Genomic DNA, 18,577 nt, shown 5'->3' with positions numbered 1-18,577 from the left:
GGGCACGGCCGACCACGCCCGTCGGGTTGTCGCGGCTGTGTTTTCGGGATCGGCGAGCCTTCCCGAAAGGAAACAGCATGAACACCGACCCCTTCGGCATCTCCGGCGCGCAGTACACGCCGGATCCGGAACGTGACACCGCGCTGCTCATCGACGGCTTCTTCGCGCAGATCGCCGTGACGTTGCGGGAAAATGACCTTCCCGCAACACTTCTCGATGAGATGCGGGCCAGGCATGCCGAATTGACGGCGGCCAACGCACATCTCGTGATCGACGAGCCGTCCCGATGGAACGCGGCGATGACGCTGGCGCTCGTCGCCGCGCACGAATATCTCGCGCCGCGGCTCGGGCGGGCGGAATCCGTTGCGGCGGTTCAGATCGCGTTCGTCGAACCGTTCGGCGATCAGGTGCGCGCCGCCACCAGGCAACTGCTCGACGCCGCACCCGACCCGTTCACCGCCATGGTCGAGTTGACCAGGGCCAGGGAGCGGGACGCCTTCGGGCCGGCCTTCACGTTCGAGCATCCGGCCGACGACGAGCGCGGCTACCACTGCGATGTCGTGCGCTGCTTCTACCACGAAGTGCTGGTTGCTAATTCGGCTCCAGAGCTCACCACCGTGATGTGTGAGTTCGACGCCAACTGGATCGGCGCGATCGATCCGGCGGTCGACGGGTTCCGCTTCGAGCGGGCGACCACCATCGGCCGTGGCGGGACGCACTGCCCGTTCCACTTCGACCGCATCTGAGATCGGGGCCGAAACGGTGGTCGTCCGCCGTCTCGGCCTTGCCGATTCAGTCCGACGCGCAACGCTGGATGCGCAACTGGCCGATCTCGGCGGCGTTCTTCATGAGCTCGGCATTGACCCAGGCGAGCATGTGGCCGACGGTCCGCTCCGGGTTGTCGCGCCATGGGAACGTCGCGGGCGCGTCGAGTGTTGCTTCCGTGCAATCACCAAGTGCCGCAACCCATTCGGAACGCAACCCGCGCAACCATGCGACCGCCTCATCCGGGCCCGGCCAACGCACGTCCGTGCGCTCGCGTGGCGTGCGTCCCCGCAGGTGATCCGTCGCGACCGACCACCACCAGCCGATATGCCAGGTGAGCCAGGCGATGGTCGGCGCGGGCAGCGGATCCGGCTCGGTATCGGCCCAGTCGGGTACCCAGGAACCGTCCGGATCGCGCCGGACGGTCCACACCCGCGGCGCGGGCTCCCAGAGGTGGTCGCCGGGCCGCAACGCGCCCAGGTGCAGTTCGAACAGCGACCAGGTGAGGTCGAATTGCCAGCGCAGCAGGCCGAGTCGCGATCCGGGCATCGCGCGATGATGTCACGGATGCGCGGGTCGGGCACCGCATTTTGCGCCGGACCGGACCGTGTCGCCGTCGAATCCGGCGGTGACGCCGAACGATTCGTACCGAGGCCGAGCCATCCCCGCCGCGCCGTCGCCTCGGTCTAGGTGGAATCCACGAGGATCCGCCAGGTGCGGTCGGCCTGACGGCGCAGCACGAGCGTCGCGACGCCCTCGAACGAATCGCCGCCGTCCATCGTGCCGTTGCGCAGCCGGGTGGACCACACGTCGGTGACGAGCGCGATATCGCCCGCCTCGATGATTTTCGCTGCGCGCGTGGTGATCTCGGGCCGGAGCGCGAGCCGCTGCCGGTACATCGCCAGCAGCTGCGCGTGCCCGCGCACGAGCGTGCCGTCGGGCATGGCGAAACATGCCTCGTCGTCGAAGAACCGAACCACTTCGCCTGGATCGCCGCCGTTGATGGCGGCGGTGATCCCGGGTAGCAGCTCGGCGGGTGTCCGCGCGGTCATCCTGTTACCGCGCGGGCCAAGGCGCCATGCCGCCCTCGACGAACAGTAGGCGCACGTCGATCGCGCCCTCTCGGGCTCGCTTGGCCTTCTGGTACTCCTCGGAGTGGTACCACCGCCGGACGTGCGCCATATCCGGGAATTCGGTCACGGTGAGCATCCGATCCGCGGGCCAGGCGCCCTCGACGGATTCCGGTGTGGCGCCTTGGATTCGGTACCGGCCGCCGAATTGCTCGATGGTGGGTTCGGCGAGTTTGCGGTACTCCAGGGCGCGCTCGGCGTCGATGACGGTCGCGTCGACGACCACGTAGACAGACATTGATTCCCCTCCGGCTCCCACTGTCCACGGCAACGCCGTGACAATCGGAAACGCCGTGTAGTTTTGGTACACCGAATCATACGGAAGCGGCGTAGGGTGTCAACCGTGCCAGCGATATCCGAACAGCCGACGAGGCGGGAGCGCCTGCGGGAGCAGACATCCCGCGAGATCATGTCGATCGCCCTGCGACAACTGGTGGCCGACGGCGCGGGCGGTATCTCGCTGCGGGGTATCGCGCGGGAGATGGGTATGACGGCGCGCGCGATCTACACCTATTTCGCTACCCGCGACGAGCTGATCACCGCGCTGACCGACGAGATGACCACCTCGCTGGCCGACTCCCTGGAGCGCGCCCGCGACACCGCACCCGACGATCCGGGAGCCCGATTGATCGCCTGGGGCAGCGCCCTTCGCGAATGGGCGCTGGCCAATCCGGAAGGTTTCCGGCTCATCTACGGCGATCCGATCCCGGGCTATGAGCAGCCCGTCGACGGGCCGACCGACCGTGCCGCGCGCCGCATCTGCGGTGGGCTGAATAGCCTTGTGGCGGAGGTGAATCCGGCAGGTAGGCCGGGCGCCGAATGGTCCGATTTCCCGGTCGACTACGTGACGAAGATCCGCACCGAAGCGCCCGATATCACGCCGGAGACAGCGGGGCTGGCGCTGTGCGTGTGGGGCCGCATCCACGGTCTGGTGACGCTCGAGATCTACGGCCACCTGCGCTCGGTCTCCAACGATCCGGCGGCCCTACAGCGCGCCGACCTGCTCGAACTCGTCCAACAGCTCCGCGCTAGCTGAGGTCGAACAGCTCGGAAGCGTTCTGGTGGAACACCTTTCGCAGCCAGTCGGCCCCGAGTTCCAAACGCTCCAGCGCCCGCACCGCATGACTGTAGCTGTACGGGATATTGGGGAAATCGCTGCCGAAGAGGATGCGGTCGCCGAAGTCGGCGAGGCGGCCGCGCTCGCCGTCCGGGAAGGGATCGGCCGCCTCGAAGAAATCGGTGAAGGTCATGGTGGTGTCCAGGCGCAGCAGCGGATACCGCTCGACCAGATCGAAGAACTCACGGTATTCCGGCGCGCCCAGATGCGCGATGATCAGGCGCAGCCGCGGAAACCGTCGCAGCAGCGCGGCAATCGGCTCGGGTCCGGTGAATTCGGTGGCGACCGGACCGGATCCGCAGTGGATGAGCACCGGTACCTCGGCGTCCTGGATCATGCCCCACACCTGGTTCAGCAGCGGGTCGCCGGGGTGGAATCGCCCGACCTGGATGTGCACCTTGAAGATTCGGGCGCCGCGTTCGATCGCGGTCTCCACGTAACCGGCGGCATGGTGTTCCGGATAGAAGGTCGCGGTGTGCAGGCAATCCGGTGTGCGGGCGGCGAATTCGGCGGTCCACCCGTTGAGCCAGGCCGCCATATCCGGTTTGTGTGGGTAGACCAGCGAGGTGAAGGCGCGAACGCCGAAGCCGCGCAGGGTTTTCAGCCGCACCTGCTCATCGTCGCGGTAGGCGATCGGCTACTGCCGCGCCACCAGCGGACCGGCCGCGTCGAAGTACTCCCACACCTTGCGCAGCAGCCGCTCGGGCATGAAATGCGTGTGCACATCGACGATTCCGGGTAGGCCGAGCCGCCGCCGGAATTCCGTCAGGTAGGTGACATCGTCGTCCACCGAACCTCCTGATCTGGGCTCGAGACCGTCGAGTCCCATTGCGAGACAATGGACTAGAAACCTTCGGGTGGATATACCGCTCGAGCGAAATCGCCGACCCGGCTGATCAGTCGTTCGAAGAATTCGGCCGGATCGGTGCCGATCACGATGTCCGCGTTGGGTTCACGGCCCCACATACCCGACCAGTCGGCCACCGTCGTCGCGCGGGTGATGGTGCCCGCCAGCTCGACATCCACCGTCGCCGGGCGCAGCACCGCGAGTCCGTGGTCGAGCGCGACGGCCGCGGCGAACGGGTCGTGCATATGCGCGAGGTAGCCGAGGTCGTAGGAGGCGTGGAAGTCGAAGTAGAAGCGGACCGCGTCGGTGACGTACCGCACGATCGGATTGCTCGCGGCCGAACGGGCTTGTGGGGGATCGAGCGGTGAAACCGTCTCCACCGGAAGGCTGCCCGCGCGCTCGGCGAGCAATTCCAGGTGCTTGGGCTGCATTTCGATGGTCTCGGTGATATCGAGCGCGCAGATGATCGGCCGGGCGGGCGCGGCGCAGAAGGCGTCGTAGACCTCCTTCGTCGCCTCCGGGTCCACGTGCACATTCCACTCGTTGGTCGGCGTGGTATTGCCGGGGTGATTGAAGGCGCCACCCATGATCACCAAGCGCCGCAACAACTTCGGCAGTTCGGGTTCGAGCCGCAGCGCCAGCGCCAGATTGGTCAGCGGCCCGGTGCACAGGCCGACGATCTCGCCGGGATGTGCGCGCACCCGATCCACCCAGAGCTCGGCGGCGGTGCGCGGGGAAAGGGTCCGGCTCGACGCGGGCAGTTCGGCGTAGCCGATGCCCTGCGGTCCGTGCGTATCCTCGGTGGTGCGCAGCGGGACCGCGAGCGGTTCGGCCGCGCCGAGCGCGACCTCGATATCCGGCGCCCGGCACAGGTCCAGCAGCGCGAGATTGTTGGCCGCCACCCGGGGTGCGGGCACATTGCCCGCGGTGGAGGCGATTCCGACGATCTCGGCCTCGGGGGAGGCGAGCAGGTAGAGCAGTTCCAGTGAGTCATCGATGCCGGTGTCGATGTCCATCATGATCTTCTGCCGCACGATCCCGAGAGTAGGCCCACCCGCCGCCCGGCCACCACCCGCCCACCGAATCGTCGCGCGCCCATGGCCGCGAACCATTCGCGGCCATCGGGATTCGCGGATCAGTAGGTGGGCAGCTGGTACTCCTCGTGGTGGCCGAAGAAGATCTTCTTGGTGATCGGGCGCATCGGACGGGAGAACATGATCCGGTTGCTCGTCTTCATCAACGCGGTGCTGACCTTGGAGTTCGGCACCATCATCTTGATGCCGCCGCCCGGGATCTCCTGTGCCTGGTCCAGGAACGGCCGCACCTTCTGCTCGTATCGCGCCAGCGCGCCGGGCAGATCCGCCGGAGTCGAGGCGATCTCCGCCGCAAGGACATACGCGCCGACGACGGCCATCGCGGTGCCCATGCCGGTCAGCGGCGAGCCGCAATAACCCGCGTCGCCGACCAGTGTTACCCGGCCCGCCGCCAGCGTCGGCATATCGATGCGCTCGAGCACGTCGAAGTAGAAGTCGGGCGCGGTGGTCATCGCGGCGAGAATCTCGGGTGCGCGCCAGCCACCGTCGACGATATGCCGGTGGATGAGCCGCTGCTGCGCGGTGACATCGCGGCGCAGCGCCGGATCCTCGTCGGTGCGAATCATGATGATGGCCTTGGACGTCGCCGGTTCGCGGTCGGCCCGGATGCCGAAGGACGCGCCGGGCACGAACCGCATGGTGAACCAGCCGGGGCGACTGTCGGCCGGGGTCGGCATGGTGAAGTACGAGACGTAACCACCCAGGTAGCTGCTGAACTGCTCCTCCGGTCCGAAGGCGAGCCGCCGCGTCGCCGAATGCACGCCGTCGGCCCCGACCACCAGGTCGTAGCGCTCGACCTTGCCGGAGGCGAAGGTCACGGTGACGCCGCTGTCGTCCTGGGCAAGTGCCTCGATCCAGTCGCCGTAGCGGTAGTCGAGGTTGCCGCCGTCCGCGGCCTCGACCTCGTCCAGCAGCACCTGGTTCAGGTCGCCGCGGGTGATCTCGATCTCGGCGATCAGCGCCTTGCCGTCGAAATCCTCCATCGCGGCGGTCGCGTACGCGCTGCCGTCCGCGTTGACGAAGGACATGCCGCGCTCGTCGAGCTGAACCTTGCGAATACCGGGCATGAGGCCCATCCGCTCGGCCGCGTCCCGGCTGGGGCCGCGCAGGTCGACGGCCTGGCCGCCGGGGCGCGGGGCGGCGGCCCGCTCGACGACGGTGGTCCGGATACCGGACCGAAGTAGTTGCAGCGCAACGGCATTGCCCGCGATGCCGCCGCCGGAAACCAGGATGTTGGGGGTGGTGCTCATTGGAGTGCCCTTGTCGTTTGATCGGATGTCTTAGACAAATGTGTCACACGACTGGCACGTTTGTCTAGCACGAATGTCTAAGACGTTGTAACCTGGGCTTATGGGAAATCGAGAGGATCTACTTGCGGGGGCGCGCAAGGTCATCGTCGAACGCGGCGTCGCGAAGGCGACTGCCCGCGATATCGCCTCCGCCGCCGGGGTGAGCCTGGCCGCGATCGGCTACCACTTCGGGTCGAAGGAGGCGCTGATCACCGAGGCGCTCGCGGAATCGCTCGGCAATGCGATCGGTGACGGCATGGAGGCGCTCATCCGGGATGCGTCCGGGATGTCGCTGCTGCGCGCGTTCGCGCATCTGTGGAACGAGATCCCCAAGATCTTCCGCGACAACCGCGACTACATGACGGCGAGCATGGAGAACATGGTGCGCGTCATCCGGTCGCCGAAGGAGCAGCAGTACTACACCGACGCGATGCCCGGCATCTACCGCGAAATGGTTGTCGCGCTGCGGGATACGCATCCGCAGCTGAGCGAGGACAACGCATACGCGATCGCCCAGCTGTACTGGGTGCTGGTGCAGGGACTCGGTGTGCTGTCGGTGGTGATGCCGGACGCGGAAATGCCGGACGGCGACCGATTGGCCGAGGCGGTCGCCGCCCTCGCGGGAGACGCTGGGGCGCAGCCGAATTCGTCCGGCGGCTAGGCGCTGCTACCGAATCGGCACCGGCCAGGCGGGGCTGTCCGAACCGTACGGCGGTGCGGGCCAGGCATAGTCGGGATATTCGGCGAGTGCGGGCGCGGCGGTGACGGTGCTGCCGTGGGCAACCGCGGCGGACGGATCGGGCAGTGCCGCGCGCGGATGCCTGGCCGACCGATGCGGCGCGTTCAGCAGCCAGGATGCGGTGCGCGCCAAGGAGACTCGCACATCGCGTCCGTGGCCGTCGCGCGCCCGCGCGACGAGCGCGTCGAGTACGCCCGCCGCGAGCAGATATCCGGTGGCGTGGTCGAGCGCCTGTGCGGGCAGGGTGCCGGGTACCGCGGGCGCGCCCTCGACGATCGAAATGCCGGTCGCTGCCTGCACGATGCTGTCGAACCCACGCCGCCCACCCCACGGCCCGACCTCACCCCATGCGCTCACCCTGGCGTGGATGAGACCCGGATGCGCCGAGGCGCTGATACCCGCCAGCGCACCGGGCCGATAGCCGGTGACCAGCACATCCGCCGCGGCAAGCAGTTCGTTGAAGGCGGGCCACTGCGCGTAGACGTCCAGCAGCGTCGACCGCTTGCCCTGGCAGGTGTCGAGATAATGCCACGGAATCTCCGGCAGCCGTGGCGGATCCACCCGCAGCACATCGGCGCCGAGCAGCGCGAGCGTTCTGGTGGCCACCGGTCCCGAGATCACCCGGGTCAGATCGAGCACCCGGATCCGGCGCAGCGGCTGCAAAGGCGATGCGTCCAAGGACAATCCGGCGGTGGTGCGGTCGGCGCGCGGATGAATGGCGACGATGGGACCGGATGCGGCCGCCTGCCCCTCCGGGCTGAGCGCCCACTCCTGCTCGGTGCGCACCCGGACCGCGATGGCGCCGTTGGCCGCCGCGCTGTCCTCGATGTCGGCGGCCCGGCGCATGGCCATCTCCGCCTCGGCGTGCTCCATCGGTGCGTCGGCCGAAAGGCCCAGTGAGGCAAGGAGTCTGGCGCGGTGGTGCGGATAGTTGGCATGGGTGCGGACCCAGCCGTCGAAGGTGGGGAAGAAGCCGGACAGATCGGCGAACGTCGCGGGCGGCCTGCCGTCGGCGCGCAGCAGTTTCTCGCTGGAGAAGGCCGCCGTGATGCGGGCCGGGTCGATGCGATGTTCCACCGGATGCAGCCCGCGCGCGGTACGCAGCCGGTTGCTCGCCGCCGTCACCGCCGCGACCGACCCGGAGGCCAACGCCCAAACAGGCAGCGTCGCAGCCAAATTGGCACCCGGGTCCGTCCAACTCGCCGGATCCGCGTCCGGGCCCTCCCGAAGAGCGGAGGTAATACTCGATGAGCCGATACCGATTCCCGCTTCGTAGTCGTGGACCAGCCACTGGTGGGTGTTCACTCGAACGAGCGTAGTTGCTCATGCGGAAAGGAGTCGTCTATGACCGTCATCGGGAGCACCGACTGGCTGCGGGTGTTGCGGGAGGCTGCGGCGCCGCGGCATCAGCTGGTGTGTTTTCCGCCGGGCGGCGGTTCGGTGACGGCATATCGGGCACTCGCGACGCGCTTCGACGCCGGGACGGCCGTTGCGGCGGTGCAATATCCGGGGCGGCAGGACCGCCTCGGTGAGGCGCCGCTGCGCGACCTGGAGGGTATGGCCGAACATATCGCGGCGGAAATTCTGCGCCGGCGCGGCGTGGAGCGGCTCGCGCTGTTCGGCCACAGCATGGGCGCGACGGTGGCCTTCGAAACGGCGCGGCTGCTGGAGTTGGCCGGACAGCCGGTGACGGTGCTGTTCGCATCGGGCCGGGTGTCGCCGCTGGTGCGCAACACCGGACGGCTCCACCTGGGCTCCGACGCCGGTCTGATCGACGAATTGGCCAGGCTGGCAACCGATCCCGCATCGGTGCAGGTGCTTCGCGATGAGCCGAGCCTGGCCGAACTGGTGCTGCCCGCCCTGCGCGCGGACTACCAGGCGGTGGAAACCTATGTCTACCAACCGGGTAAGCCGCTGGATTGCCCGATCGCGGTGCTGGCCGGTACGGATGATCCGACCATGTCGGTCGCCGATATCGAACAGTGGCGCCCGCTCACCTCGGGCGGCTTCGACTCGCGGATCTTCGCGGGCGGGCATTTCTTCCTCGACGAAAAACCGGACGAGGTGGTCGATTTCGTCGAGCGGAAGCTCGACGAGGTCTAGCGCTGGGCGGGAACAACTTTCGCCGCACGGCGATGCCGCAACCACAGATACCCCACCCAGGATGCCGCGACGACCAGCGCCACCAGTACTCGGATCAGCCCGAGCGCCCGCTCCGGATAGAGCACCCCGGTGATGTAGTGCGCGATGAATCCGCTGGGTGGCAGCCCGGCCGCACCGGCTCGGCGCCGCGCCCAGCTCTCGAGGTAGGTGAGCGGACAGTCCAGCCCGAACAGCACCGTGCTGAACCCCCACCCGAAGGCGAGCAGGTGCAGCCAGATAGTGCGCGGCCAGCGCCACGCCACGAATCCGCCGACGACAACGTATGCCACGAAGGCGAAGTGCACCGCGGCGACCGCGTCGGCCAGCAGCCGGAAGTACACACTACGAGGGTAGGCCCGCCGTCGTGGCCCGCGCGAATATCCGGCGCAGCAGATGGCGGAACAGCACGACGGTGTCGCTCGCGAATTCGCGGCGGCGCACACCGAGGAAACGCAGCGCGGCGCGCTGTTCGACGGCCGTGACCGTGAGCGCGCGGCACAGCTGCGCCCAGCACAATGCGCGCGCCGCCGTCCGGCGCAGCGGGCCGGGGTGGGCGTATTCGGTGCGCAGCTGGGATTTATGGAATTCCAGGTGGCGCATCTGGTCGGCGTGGATGCGCCGGGCCACCTCGGTGAGCACCGGATCGATGGTGCCGTCGCGCAGCGCCCGGAAGTAGCGCGCCGCGATCACGCCGGTTACCAGTTGCGCCCGCAGCTCTGCGGACAGGCCACGGCCGTGCCGCGCTCGCCGGACTTCGGCGTCTGCCGCAGCAATCTGGTCGATCAGCCGAGCATGCTCCGCCTTCTCCGCGAGGTAGAGCCGAACGGCCGCAACATAATCCGGATCCCCGGAGCCGGTGCTGGACGCGAGCAGCGTGCTGTCGCGCCAGCGGGCCGGGAAACGGGCCAAACCCGTGCCGAGCTCGGATGGCAACGGCCGCAACCGATTCCACTCCGGCGGCGGCTGCCGGGCGCGATGCGCGGCCGCCAGCAGGAAATCGGTCAGCCAGTCCGTCTGCGCTTGCCCGCCCCGTTTCCTGCCATCCCCGAATGCTCGCATGGTCGATAATCTCGGCGGCGGGCCGGAACGCAACACTCACCAGGGGGCGGGTTCGTAGTCCTTGAGGAAGCAGCCGTACAGGTCGGTTCCGTTCTCGCCCTGGACAATTGGGTCGTACACCCGGGCCGCGCCGTCCACCAGGTCCAGCGGGGCGTGGAAGCCCTCCTCGGCGAGCCGGATCTTCGTGTAGTGCGGGCGCTCGTCGGTGATCCACCCGGTGTCGACCGCCGTCATCAGGATGCCGTCGGCCTCGAACATCTCCCTGGCGCTGGTGCGCGTCAACATATTCAGCGCTGCCTTGGCCATATTCGTATGCGGATGGCCGGGACCCTTGTAGGCGCGGGAGAACTGGCCCTCCATCGCCGAGACGTTGACGATGTACTTGCGCCGGGCGTTCGCCGCCGCCATGACCGGTCGCAACCGTGAAACCAGGATGAACGGCGCCACCGAATTGCACAGCTGCACCTCGAGCAGTTCGGTCGGATCCACCTCGGCCACCGTCTGCACCCAGCTGTTGGTGTGCGCCAGATCCGGCACCAGGCCGCCGGCGTCGATCGCGATGCCGCGCGAAATCCGTTCCGGCGTGGCGGATCCCGCGACCAGCGCGAGTTCGGCGACATCCGCGGCGGACAGCGTCGGGGCCAGCGACGCGGTGAGCGCGGTCGGATGCGCCTGCATGGTCTTGCCGAACGTGACCACCTCGGGCAGCGCACCCGCGGGCAGCGGACCCGATTCCGCGTCGACCAGCGCGCTGTACGCGCCGGGGGAGCGGCGCACGGTCTGCGCCGCGTTGTTGATCAGGATGTCCAGCGGCCCCTGCGCCGCGATATCGTCGGCGAGCGCGACCACCTGCGCCGGATCGCGCAGATCGATGCCGACGACGCGCAGCCGGTGCAACCAGTCGGCGCTGTCGTCCATGGCGGCGAAGCGCCGGATGGCGTCGTTGGGGAAGCGGGTGGTGATGGTGGTGTGCGCGCCGTCGCGCAGCAGCCGCAGCGCGATGTACATGCCGATCTTGGCGCGGCCGCCGGTGAGCAGCGCCCGCTTCCCGGTCAGATCGGTCCGCGCGTCCCGTTTCGCGTGGCTGCGCGCCGCGCAGTCCGGGCACAGCTGGTGATAGAACGCGTCCACCTGGGTGTAGCGCTGCTTGCAGATGTAGCAGGGCCGCGGCCGGATCAGCGTGCCCGCGCTCGCGCCCACGGTATTCGAGGTGAGCGGGATGCCCGCCGTCTCGTCATCGATCCGGTTGGGCGAACCGGTGGCGGTGGCCGCGACTACGGCACGGTCCGCCTCCGACACCCGGTCCCTGGCCTCGGTGCGCTTGCGCTGCTTGAGCTTCTTGAACATGTGGCCGACGGCGCGCTGCACGGTGACCGAGTCGGGATGATCCTTCTCGAGCCGTGCGGCCTGGTCGAGCACGCGCAGACAGGTGGCGAGCTCGTCGGGATCAATGGTGCTTTCGGCCATCGGAACGGGGGTCATCCTTTGCTGAACTGGGCGATCGACCCGTTCATTGTGTCAAACCCGCCGCCGCGGTTGCCCGGTGGTTACCCGCGCAGCTTCGGCATCGACGCGGCCGCCGCCTTCTTCAGCAGATCCTTGATATCGGATTCGCTCGGATACTGGCCCGAATTCTTGTTGCCGTAGTCGGATTGATACCAGCTGAGGCCGTAGGTGAACCAGCCGTCGCGCACCGAGAGCGAGACGTCGACACCGCTCGAACCCGATGACGGCTTCTTGAGCGTCAGATACGCGGCGTCGCCGATGCCGGAGACCTTCTCGATCGTCGAATCCTTACCGAATTCGGTATCGGTGAACGTATCGCGGTAGGCGTCGAATTCCGGTCCCGGATCGGTCTGCTTGTGCACGTTCGCGTTGACATACAGCGAGGCGTAGCTGTATTTGTCCGTCGATCCGGGTGGCGCGAAATGGAACCCGCAGGACATCGAGTCGAGCGCGGCATGCTGGTGACCCTCATGCGTCGGAAATGCCTTACCGCTGCTGTCGGTGCTCTGGGATTTCAGGTTGCGGCCGGTGAACAGCGAGGTGTCGGTGGCGTCGCACAGATTGCCGACGAAGTGGTAGCCGCGCAGATCGGCATCCTTGCTGATCTGCGGTCCGTCGCTGAAGCCGCCGGCGGCGAATACGCCGCCCGCCCAGATCGCCGAGGTCACCACGACCGCGCCCAGCGCCCACAGCCAGCCCTTGCCGGGGCCGCCCGAAGCCGGTGGGTGGTTGAGCGGGGGCTGCCCCGGTGTGAACGGCTGTCCTGGAATCTGTTGGTAGCCGGGTGGATACGCGGGTTGCTGCGGAATCTGTTGCGCGGAAGCCGGATACCCGGGCTGCTGCGGAACCTGTTGCGCCGGAGCGGAATACGCGGGTTGCTGCGGGAACTGTTGCGCAGGAACCGGGTACCCCGGCTGTTGCGGAACCTGTTGCGCCGGATCCGGATGCGCGGACTGTGGGATCGACGGCTGACTCTGTTGGAACTGGGTCGGCGCGCCCTGCGGATATCCCGCCTGCTGCGGGATGGACGGCTGACTCTGCTGCAACTGAGTCGGCGCGGCCTGTGGATACGGTTGCTGCGGAGCGGCAGGATAACCCGCCTGCTGCGGATCGACGGGCGGATATCCCGGCTGCTGCGGGATCGCCGGACTGCTCGGCTGGCGCAGGATCGTCGGATCGGCCTGCTGGACGCCATACGGCTGGGCAGGCGGCTGTGGCTGGCCGACCGCATGCTGCTCGGATCCGGTCGAGTACTGCGGCCCTGGACCGCTCGGCGCGCGTACCATGGTTGGATCCGCTACCGCCTGCGGCTGGCCCGGTTGTTGCAGCTCGGTCCACCACTCGTCGTCCGGCTTGCGGTGTTTCGCATCCCCCGATTCGGTCATGCGCGCAGGCTACTCGACCCGCAACCGGCCGGCGACTTCGGTCCGGTCGCAGGACGCGGCGCGGTCGGCGATGGCCGCCAGCAGGTTGCCCGGAATTTCGGCACGCACCTCGATCAGGCCGTGCCAGACGGAATCGGGCGTTTCGGTGCTCAGCGCGGCGAGGAAATCGTCGAGTCCGTCCATACCGTCGACGAGCTCGAGTATCCGCGCCCGCCCGGCCGCGTCCTGGGCGAGCGCGATCTCGACGAGGGTGTCGACCGTTTCGCCGCGTGCGGCCGCGTGTACCGCCGCGAGCAGCTGTTCGCGAGTGAGTTCCGCGATATGGGTGGCCAGCCGGGTTTTCGCCGTCTCGGGCAGTGCGTCCACCAAAGGCAGTGCCTCCGGCCACAATTCGTGCTCGGCGGTGGTTTCGATGATCCGTCGCAGCACCGCGGGCTCCGCCATGACCGGCAGCGCGGCCATCCGCCTGCGGTCGGCCGCGGTCATGGCCAGCGCGATCGGCAGCATGGCCGCCCAGTGTCCGGCCGAATCCGCTTGGCGGACAAGCTCGCCCAGCTCGTCGTCGGGTTTCTGCGCCACCAGGCCCGCGAGAAATCCGAGCTGTTCCGGCGCGAGCTGTCTGGCCAGCGGCAGCAGCTCCAGCCAGAGATCATGATCCAGCGCGACGGCCAAAATCCTTGCCAGTACCGCCTCGTCGCGCATCGCGGGGCGAACGACGAAGGCGCGCAGGCTTTCCTCGCTCATCGCGCCGGTGACCGGCAGCAGCATGGCCCAGGCGTCCAGCTCGTGCACCGCGGCGATCAGGCCGTCGAGCAGCTCGCCGTCGAGTCCGGCGGCCAGGTCGCCGAGCCGCGCCCGGTTCGCGGCGCCGACGCCGCCGAGCAGATCGATGCCCTCGGCCCACATTTCCTGTTCGGCGGCCGCTCTGATCACCCCGGCGAGCCGGTCCTCGACCAGTCCGATCAGCCGGTCGACCGAATCCTTGTTCTCCATCACGAAACCGATGCGCAGCAGATCCGCGTCGTCCATCATCGCCGCGACGGCGAGCATGATCTCGTCGGGCACCGCGCCGACGAATCGGCCCATGGTCAAATGATCACCGCGGGAAAGCAATTCGCGCGCCACCGGCACCACCAGCTGCTGCGGCACCTCGGCGAGCAATGCCGCGGTGCGGCGCGGGTCGAGCTGGGTCGCGGCCTCGGCCAGGAACTTCGGCGGCAGCGCCCGCGCGATCTCCACCGCCCGCGCGGGTTCCACCGATCCGGCGACGGCGGCGCACAGCAGCGGCCCGAAGGCGTGCTCGGCGGCCTTGGCGCTGATCGCGGTCGGCACGATACGGGCAGCCGCGGCAATGCGTTTCATGCGCGCGGCCTCGCCGTCGAACAGCAGATCGGTGGCTCGCTCGCGGAAGACGCGGATCGCCTCCGGTGGCAGCGCGGTGAGGAATTCGACTGCGGCGGGATCGGAAAGTTCCAGCAGCCGAGCGAGTTTGGTGGTCTCGGCGCGGGCGAGCAAGGTTGTCACAGGCCGAGCGCCCGCTTCACCGCGGGACGCATGAGGCGCGGGATCAGCCGAAGTCCGGAATCGATGGCTGCGCCCAGGCGGTCAGCCCGCCGCTGCTCGGCGGCCCGCAACAGTCGATCCAGTTGCGCCAGTTCGGCTTCGGAGAGCCGATCGAATTCGGCGGGCAGCGGCGCCGAGAGGGTTCTGCTCAGCAGTTCGGCGGCATCGGACATCGATAATCTCCTGTAAGTACCCGGTCAGGCGCGGCGGCGCGGGGAGATCGCGGCCCGGTCGGCGCGCAGATCGTCGATGAAATTCGCCAGCGCCTCGGCCACCAGCAGCGGTTCGGTCACCGGCAGCCAGTGGTCGGCCGGAACCGCGTTGCGCCACAGCCGATCCACCCAGCGATCCGAGCAGTCGTACGCGGCGGGCGGTACGAGGATGTCGGTGGTGTTCACCAGCAGCTGGACCGGAACCGCGGTGCGCCGCAACCGCGGCCGCCCCAGATGGTGGGTGAGGTTGGCGTGCGCGATCCTGGCGCCCGCGACGGCATCGGCACACCAGGTCGGGGCGATGCGCGCCGGCACCGGGGAGATGCCGCCCAGCCGCTCGACCAGCCAGGTACGCACCCGAGGCGTGTAGAAGCGCCGCAGCACAACGGGTTTCGGAGTCAACGCCCATCTCGCCAGGCCGAGCCAGGCGGCCGGATCGCCGACGACGCGGCGCGCCCGCGGCAGCGCGGCGCGCAGCCACAGCCCGAGGTGATCGAGGTTCGGCCCGGAAATCGCGGTGTACGAGGCGATTCGGGTATTGGCGCGCGGATCGCACACCGCCTCCCACAGCTGCACCGCGCCCCAGCCGTGGCCGCAGGCGTGGACCGGGCGGCGCGGGCTGGCCGCATCGATGACGGTGAAGAAATCGGTGGCCAGATGGTCGAGCCGATACGCCGCCGGATCCGGCGACCCGGCCGAACGCCCGTGCCCGCGCACGTCATAGGTGATCACCCGGAATCCGTCGGACAGCAGCGCCGCGACGGTGGCCCAGACCCGGTGGGTGTCGGTGAGCCCGTGCACCAGCACCAGCGGTTCGGCGGCGGCCTCGCCCCATTCGAAGACGGCCAGCTCACCGCCCGCGCCCTGAACCGTCCAGCGCCGGTCCGGGCGCGGCGTCTCACGGGCCGGATCGTGCGGTGCGGTGCTCGCGCCGGGCGGCCGGTCACCGCCGGTCGGGGAATCACTGTGCGATGCTGCGTTCATCGGATGCCTCGGTCGTGCGGATGCGGCCGCGCTGCGTACCGCCGGTACGTTTTCCGATACTGACAGTACGATCATCCGGGCGCAATGGCGGCGGTCGCCACGAAAATATGGCGTAGCTCACGCCATTCGCCGCGATCCGACCGTACCGGCGGTACGTGTAAGCTGCGGACGTGTCCCGCGTCAATGCCAGATCCGCGACGATCACCCGTGCGGAGATCGTCGACGCGGCGATCCGTGTGATCGACCGCGACGGCCCGCGGCCGAGCATGGACGATATCGCCCGCGAGGCGCGCATCACCAAGCCGCGCCTCTACCGGCAGTTCACCGACAAGGCCGATCTCTACACCGAAATCGGCCACCGCATGGGCGAACTGGTGACCGCCGCCGCCGATCTCACGCTCGTGCTGCAGCCGCCGCGCGCCGCGCTGCGCCGGGTGCTCAGCGGGTACGCGGATAGTATTCTGCTGCATCCCAACGTTTTCCGCTTCCTGGCCCAGGCGCAGATGACGCCGAGGGCGGATGGCTCGCTGCCGCAGTTCGATGTGGGCCGCGCGGCCGCGGGCCGTTTCGCGAAGCAGGCGCGCGAGGTGGCCGCCGCCGTCGCCATCGACAGCGACGGCATCGATTACCTGTCCAGGGCGGTGGTCGGCGTGGTCGTCTCGATCACCGACCTGTGGCTCGGTGAGCCGGATCATCGGCGCAGCGCGGACGAATTCGTAGACCGCGCAACGGAATTCGTTTGGGGGCTGGTCGACGGTTTCCTGCGCGGGCAGGGCATAGCCGCCGACCCGGACACCCCGATCCTCACCTCGCTGGCCGCGGTGAACCGAGCCGAATCCGCGAGCTGACCCACCGAGAATCGGCTATGGCACCGACGTGTCGCGCGGTTGTTGACATGTTGCCAATAGTGCGCGAATCTGATGACGGAACCGGCGTCGATGCCGGGCGTCGAACAGAAGGAACGGGCAGATGGCACGCGCCGCGTGGAGTGACGACGAGGTCGAGGCAGTACGCAAGCTGGCGCGGACGTTCTTCGAAAAGGAAGTCGTCCCGCACGAGGAGAAATTCGTCGCACAGGGTCATCCGGATCGCGCACTGTACAACCGCGCGGGCGAACTCGGCCTGCTGTGCGCCGCGATCCCGGCCGAATACGGCGGCGGTGGCGGCACTTTCGCGCACGAGGCGGCCATCATCGAGGAACAGACCCTGGCCGGCGACGGTTCGCTCGGCATGCCCGTGCACAGCGCGATCATCGCGCCCTACCTCAACGAGTTCGGCTCCGAGGAACTCAAGCGGCGGGTGCTGCCGAAGGCGGCCAGCGGCGAGATGGTGCTATCGATCGGGATGACCGAGCCGGGCACCGGATCCGATCTGCAGAACATCAAAACCCGCGCGGTGCGTGAAGGCGACGAGTACGTGATCACCGGCTCGAAGATCTTCATCACCAACGGCTGGCTCTGCGACGGCATCATCATCGCCGCCAAGACCGATCCGACGAAGGGCGCGGCGGGCGTCTCGCTCATCTTCGCCGAAGTCGGCGACGACACACCGGGTTTCACCCGCGGCCGGATCCTGAACAAGATCGGCGGCAAGGCGCAGGACACCGCCGAACTGTTCTTCGACGGCCTGCGCGTGCCCGCGAGCAACCTGCTCGGCGCGGCGGAGGGCCAGGGCTTCTATCAGATGATGCAGCTGCTGGCGCAGGAGCGGCTGGTCACCGCGATCATCGCGGTGGCGATGACCGAGCAGGCGGTGCGGCTCACCGTCGAATACACCAAAGGCCGCGAGGCATTCGGCAAACCGCTGTTCGCCATGCAGAACACCAAATTCGAACTCGCCGAATGCGCGACGATCGCGAAGGTCGGCCGCACCTTCCTCGACGATTGCATCGGCAAACACCTGCGCGGCGAGCTCGATATCCCCACGGCCGCGATGTCGAAGTACTGGCTCACCGATCAACTGGGTATCGTTGTCGATCGCTGCCTGCAACTGTTCGGCGGCTACGGCTACATGACGGAGTACCCGATTTCTCAGCTCTACACCGGCGCCCGCGTCCTGCGCATCCTGGCGGGCAGCAACGAGGTGATGAAGGATCTCATTGCCCGCTCCCTCTGAAACCAACGGCGCGCGCAGGCGCAGGCTCGAACCCGACGAGCGCCGCGCGCAGATCCTCGCCTGCGCCATCGACATGTTCGGCGAACGACCGTATGCCGCGGTCTCGACCGCCGAACTCGCCCAGCGGGCGGGTGTCGCACGCGGCCTGATCAACCACTACTTCGGCAATAAGCGCGACCTCTACCTAGCGGTGGTGCGCCGCATGGTGACGCTGCCCAGGGTCGACGACATGATCGTGCCGACCGGCACCGATCGCGAACGAGTCGACGCGAGTGTGCACTGGCTGCTGGACACCATCGCCGAACACGGCAGCACCTGGGTGAAGGTGACCAGTCACGAGGGCGTCGGCGACGATCCTGAGGTGCAGCAGATCCTGGACGCGGCCGATGACGCGGCCGCCGAGCGTCTGCTGCTGATGGTCGGCCGGGCCGATTCGGCACACGGCGCGCAATTGCGCGCGCTGGTCCGCGCATACGGCGGACTGGTGAAAGTGGCCGGGCGGGAATGGATCACCCGCCGCACCCTGACCAGGGAACAGGTGCACGAACTGCTCGCCGACATGTTGATGACGCTGGTGACCCAATCGCTGCCGAAGGTCGACCGCAGGCGCTGAACGCCCGCGGTCGATGC

The 18,577-nt window shown here is 68.2% G+C and carries 20 protein-coding genes and 1 pseudogene; 7 read left to right on the top strand and 14 right to left on the bottom strand.

What is annotated here, in order from left to right; genetic code table 11:
- Nucleotides 1-77: 77 nt before the first annotated feature.
- Nucleotides 78-746, top strand: coding sequence for an L-2-amino-thiazoline-4-carboxylic acid hydrolase (locus tag LGY53_RS30400; RefSeq protein WP_225730115.1), 669 nt, complete (start codon nt 78-80; stop codon nt 744-746).
- Between the two features lie 46 nt (nt 747-792).
- Here the strand turns inward: LGY53_RS30400 and LGY53_RS30395 are convergent, their stop codons facing one another.
- The 3 genes from LGY53_RS30395 to LGY53_RS30385 form a co-directional block, all read right to left on the bottom strand.
- Nucleotides 793-1,314 (bottom strand): DinB family protein, encoded by a 522-nt coding sequence (locus LGY53_RS30395; protein ID WP_225730114.1) that lies wholly within the window; start codon nt 1,312-1,314, stop codon nt 793-795.
- A 137-nt stretch (nt 1,315-1,451) separates the two neighbouring features.
- On the bottom strand, nt 1,452-1,817 hold the full coding sequence (locus LGY53_RS30390; protein ID WP_225730113.1) for a nuclear transport factor 2 family protein: 366 nt from the start codon (nt 1,815-1,817) through the stop codon (nt 1,452-1,454).
- A gap of 4 nt (nt 1,818-1,821) precedes the next feature.
- Complete coding sequence (locus LGY53_RS30385; RefSeq protein ID WP_225730112.1) at nt 1,822-2,133, bottom strand: DUF1330 domain-containing protein; 312 nt, start codon at nt 2,131-2,133, stop codon at nt 1,822-1,824.
- A 105-nt stretch (nt 2,134-2,238) separates the two neighbouring features.
- Between LGY53_RS30385 and LGY53_RS30380 the strand changes: the two genes are divergently transcribed.
- Nucleotides 2,239-2,931 (top strand): TetR/AcrR family transcriptional regulator, encoded by a 693-nt coding sequence (locus LGY53_RS30380; protein WP_225730111.1) that lies wholly within the window; start codon nt 2,239-2,241, stop codon nt 2,929-2,931.
- On the opposite strand, the pseudogene LGY53_RS30375 reads toward LGY53_RS30380, so the two are convergent.
- The 3 genes and pseudogenes from LGY53_RS30375 to LGY53_RS30365 form a co-directional block, all read right to left on the bottom strand.
- Nucleotides 2,924-3,841, bottom strand: a pseudogene (locus tag LGY53_RS30375) (amidohydrolase family protein). The gene LGY53_RS30380 and the pseudogene LGY53_RS30375 sit on opposite strands and share 8 nt — an antisense overlap.
- 14 nt (nt 3,842-3,855) lie before the next feature.
- Complete coding sequence (locus LGY53_RS30370; RefSeq protein ID WP_308103015.1) at nt 3,856-4,893, bottom strand: nucleoside hydrolase; 1,038 nt, start codon at nt 4,891-4,893, stop codon at nt 3,856-3,858.
- Between the two features lie 101 nt (nt 4,894-4,994).
- Nucleotides 4,995-6,203, bottom strand: coding sequence for an FAD-dependent monooxygenase (locus LGY53_RS30365; RefSeq protein ID WP_225730110.1), 1,209 nt, complete (start codon nt 6,201-6,203; stop codon nt 4,995-4,997).
- Nucleotides 6,204-6,303: 100 nt separating this feature from the next.
- On the opposite strand from LGY53_RS30365, the gene LGY53_RS30360 reads away from it, so the two are divergent.
- Entirely contained in the window at nt 6,304-6,903 is a 600-nt protein-coding gene (locus tag LGY53_RS30360; RefSeq protein WP_225730109.1) for a TetR/AcrR family transcriptional regulator, read from the top strand.
- A gap of 6 nt (nt 6,904-6,909) precedes the next feature.
- On the opposite strand, the gene LGY53_RS30355 is transcribed toward LGY53_RS30360, so the two are convergent.
- Nucleotides 6,910-8,286, bottom strand: a complete 1,377-nt coding sequence (locus LGY53_RS30355; RefSeq protein ID WP_225730108.1) for a CoA transferase — start codon at nt 8,284-8,286, stop codon at nt 6,910-6,912.
- Nucleotides 8,287-8,325: 39 nt separating this feature from the next.
- On the opposite strand from LGY53_RS30355, the gene LGY53_RS30350 reads away from it, so the two are divergent.
- The gene (locus LGY53_RS30350; protein ID WP_225730107.1) at nt 8,326-9,084 is read left to right on the top strand and encodes a thioesterase II family protein; all 759 of its coding nucleotides are present in this window, start codon (nt 8,326-8,328) and stop codon (nt 9,082-9,084) included.
- Here the strand turns inward: LGY53_RS30350 and LGY53_RS30345 are convergent.
- The 7 genes from LGY53_RS30345 to LGY53_RS30315 all read right to left on the bottom strand — a co-directional run bounded on the left by LGY53_RS30345 (nt 9,081) and on the right by LGY53_RS30315 (nt 15,832).
- On the bottom strand, nt 9,081-9,464 hold the full coding sequence (locus LGY53_RS30345) for a DUF2784 domain-containing protein (protein WP_225730106.1): 384 nt from the start codon (nt 9,462-9,464) through the stop codon (nt 9,081-9,083). The two genes, LGY53_RS30350 and LGY53_RS30345, sit on opposite strands and share 4 nt — an antisense overlap.
- A 1-nt stretch (nt 9,465) precedes the next feature.
- Nucleotides 9,466-10,182 carry a hypothetical protein gene (locus LGY53_RS30340; protein WP_225730105.1) on the bottom strand — a complete coding sequence of 239 codons (717 nt, stop codon included), beginning with the start codon at nt 10,180-10,182 and terminating at the stop codon, nt 9,466-9,468.
- 36 nt (nt 10,183-10,218) lie between these two features.
- Nucleotides 10,219-11,649, bottom strand: a complete 1,431-nt coding sequence (locus tag LGY53_RS30335) for an SDR family NAD(P)-dependent oxidoreductase (protein ID WP_225730104.1) — start codon at nt 11,647-11,649, stop codon at nt 10,219-10,221.
- An 80-nt stretch (nt 11,650-11,729) separates the two neighbouring features.
- Nucleotides 11,730-13,073: a hypothetical protein gene (locus LGY53_RS30330; protein ID WP_225730103.1), complete on the bottom strand. Its 1,344-nt coding sequence runs from the start codon at nt 13,071-13,073 to the stop codon at nt 11,730-11,732.
- 9 nt (nt 13,074-13,082) lie between these two features.
- Complete coding sequence (locus LGY53_RS30325) at nt 13,083-14,597, bottom strand: hypothetical protein (RefSeq protein WP_225730102.1); 1,515 nt, start codon at nt 14,595-14,597, stop codon at nt 13,083-13,085.
- Nucleotides 14,594-14,809 (bottom strand): hypothetical protein, encoded by a 216-nt coding sequence (locus LGY53_RS30320; protein ID WP_225730101.1) that lies wholly within the window; start codon nt 14,807-14,809, stop codon nt 14,594-14,596. The genes LGY53_RS30325 and LGY53_RS30320 overlap by 4 nt, the downstream gene beginning before the upstream one ends.
- Before the next feature lie 24 nt (nt 14,810-14,833).
- Nucleotides 14,834-15,832, bottom strand: a complete 999-nt coding sequence (locus LGY53_RS30315) for an alpha/beta fold hydrolase (protein WP_225730100.1) — start codon at nt 15,830-15,832, stop codon at nt 14,834-14,836.
- 170 nt (nt 15,833-16,002) lie between these two features.
- On the opposite strand from LGY53_RS30315, the gene LGY53_RS30310 reads away from it, so the two are divergent.
- The 3 genes from LGY53_RS30310 to LGY53_RS30300 all read left to right on the top strand — a co-directional run bounded on the left by LGY53_RS30310 (nt 16,003) and on the right by LGY53_RS30300 (nt 18,560).
- Nucleotides 16,003-16,680, top strand: coding sequence for a TetR/AcrR family transcriptional regulator (locus tag LGY53_RS30310; RefSeq protein ID WP_225730099.1), 678 nt, complete (start codon nt 16,003-16,005; stop codon nt 16,678-16,680).
- Between the two features lie 121 nt (nt 16,681-16,801).
- Entirely contained in the window at nt 16,802-17,947 is a 1,146-nt protein-coding gene (locus LGY53_RS30305) for an acyl-CoA dehydrogenase family protein (RefSeq protein ID WP_225730098.1), read from the top strand.
- Nucleotides 17,931-18,560, top strand: coding sequence for a TetR/AcrR family transcriptional regulator (locus LGY53_RS30300; protein WP_225730097.1), 630 nt, complete (start codon nt 17,931-17,933; stop codon nt 18,558-18,560). The genes LGY53_RS30305 and LGY53_RS30300 overlap by 17 nt, the downstream gene beginning before the upstream one ends.
- Nucleotides 18,561-18,577: the final 17 nt, after the last annotated feature.

The organism is Nocardia sp. JCM 34519.1, from assembly GCF_020361265.1.
In the GTDB taxonomy this organism is placed as follows: domain Bacteria; phylum Actinomycetota; class Actinomycetes; order Mycobacteriales; family Mycobacteriaceae; genus Nocardia; species Nocardia arthritidis_A.
This window is presented reverse-complemented; position numbering and strand designations above follow the sequence as displayed.

Coding starts and splice junctions, on each gene's coding strand:
- LGY53_RS30335 (WP_225730104.1), bottom strand. CDS start 11,649: ATGGCCGAAAGCACCATTGATCCCGACGAGCTCGCCACCTGTCTGCGC.
- LGY53_RS30390 (WP_225730113.1), bottom strand. CDS start 1,817: ATGACCGCGCGGACACCCGCCGAGCTGCTACCCGGGATCACCGCCGCC.
- LGY53_RS30330 (WP_225730103.1), bottom strand. CDS start 13,073: ATGACCGAATCGGGGGATGCGAAACACCGCAAGCCGGACGACGAGTGG.
- LGY53_RS30360 (WP_225730109.1), top strand. CDS start 6,304: ATGGGAAATCGAGAGGATCTACTTGCGGGGGCGCGCAAGGTCATCGTC.
- LGY53_RS30395 (WP_225730114.1), bottom strand. CDS start 1,314: ATGCCCGGATCGCGACTCGGCCTGCTGCGCTGGCAATTCGACCTCACC.
- LGY53_RS30340 (WP_225730105.1), bottom strand. CDS start 10,182: ATGCGAGCATTCGGGGATGGCAGGAAACGGGGCGGGCAAGCGCAGACG.
- LGY53_RS30315 (WP_225730100.1), bottom strand. CDS start 15,832: ATGAACGCAGCATCGCACAGTGATTCCCCGACCGGCGGTGACCGGCCG.
- LGY53_RS30350 (WP_225730107.1), top strand. CDS start 8,326: ATGACCGTCATCGGGAGCACCGACTGGCTGCGGGTGTTGCGGGAGGCT.
- LGY53_RS30320 (WP_225730101.1), bottom strand. CDS start 14,809: ATGTCCGATGCCGCCGAACTGCTGAGCAGAACCCTCTCGGCGCCGCTG.
- LGY53_RS30365 (WP_225730110.1), bottom strand. CDS start 6,203: ATGAGCACCACCCCCAACATCCTGGTTTCCGGCGGCGGCATCGCGGGC.
- LGY53_RS30385 (WP_225730112.1), bottom strand. CDS start 2,133: ATGTCTGTCTACGTGGTCGTCGACGCGACCGTCATCGACGCCGAGCGC.
- LGY53_RS30305 (WP_225730098.1), top strand. CDS start 16,802: ATGGCACGCGCCGCGTGGAGTGACGACGAGGTCGAGGCAGTACGCAAG.
- LGY53_RS30400 (WP_225730115.1), top strand. CDS start 78: ATGAACACCGACCCCTTCGGCATCTCCGGCGCGCAGTACACGCCGGAT.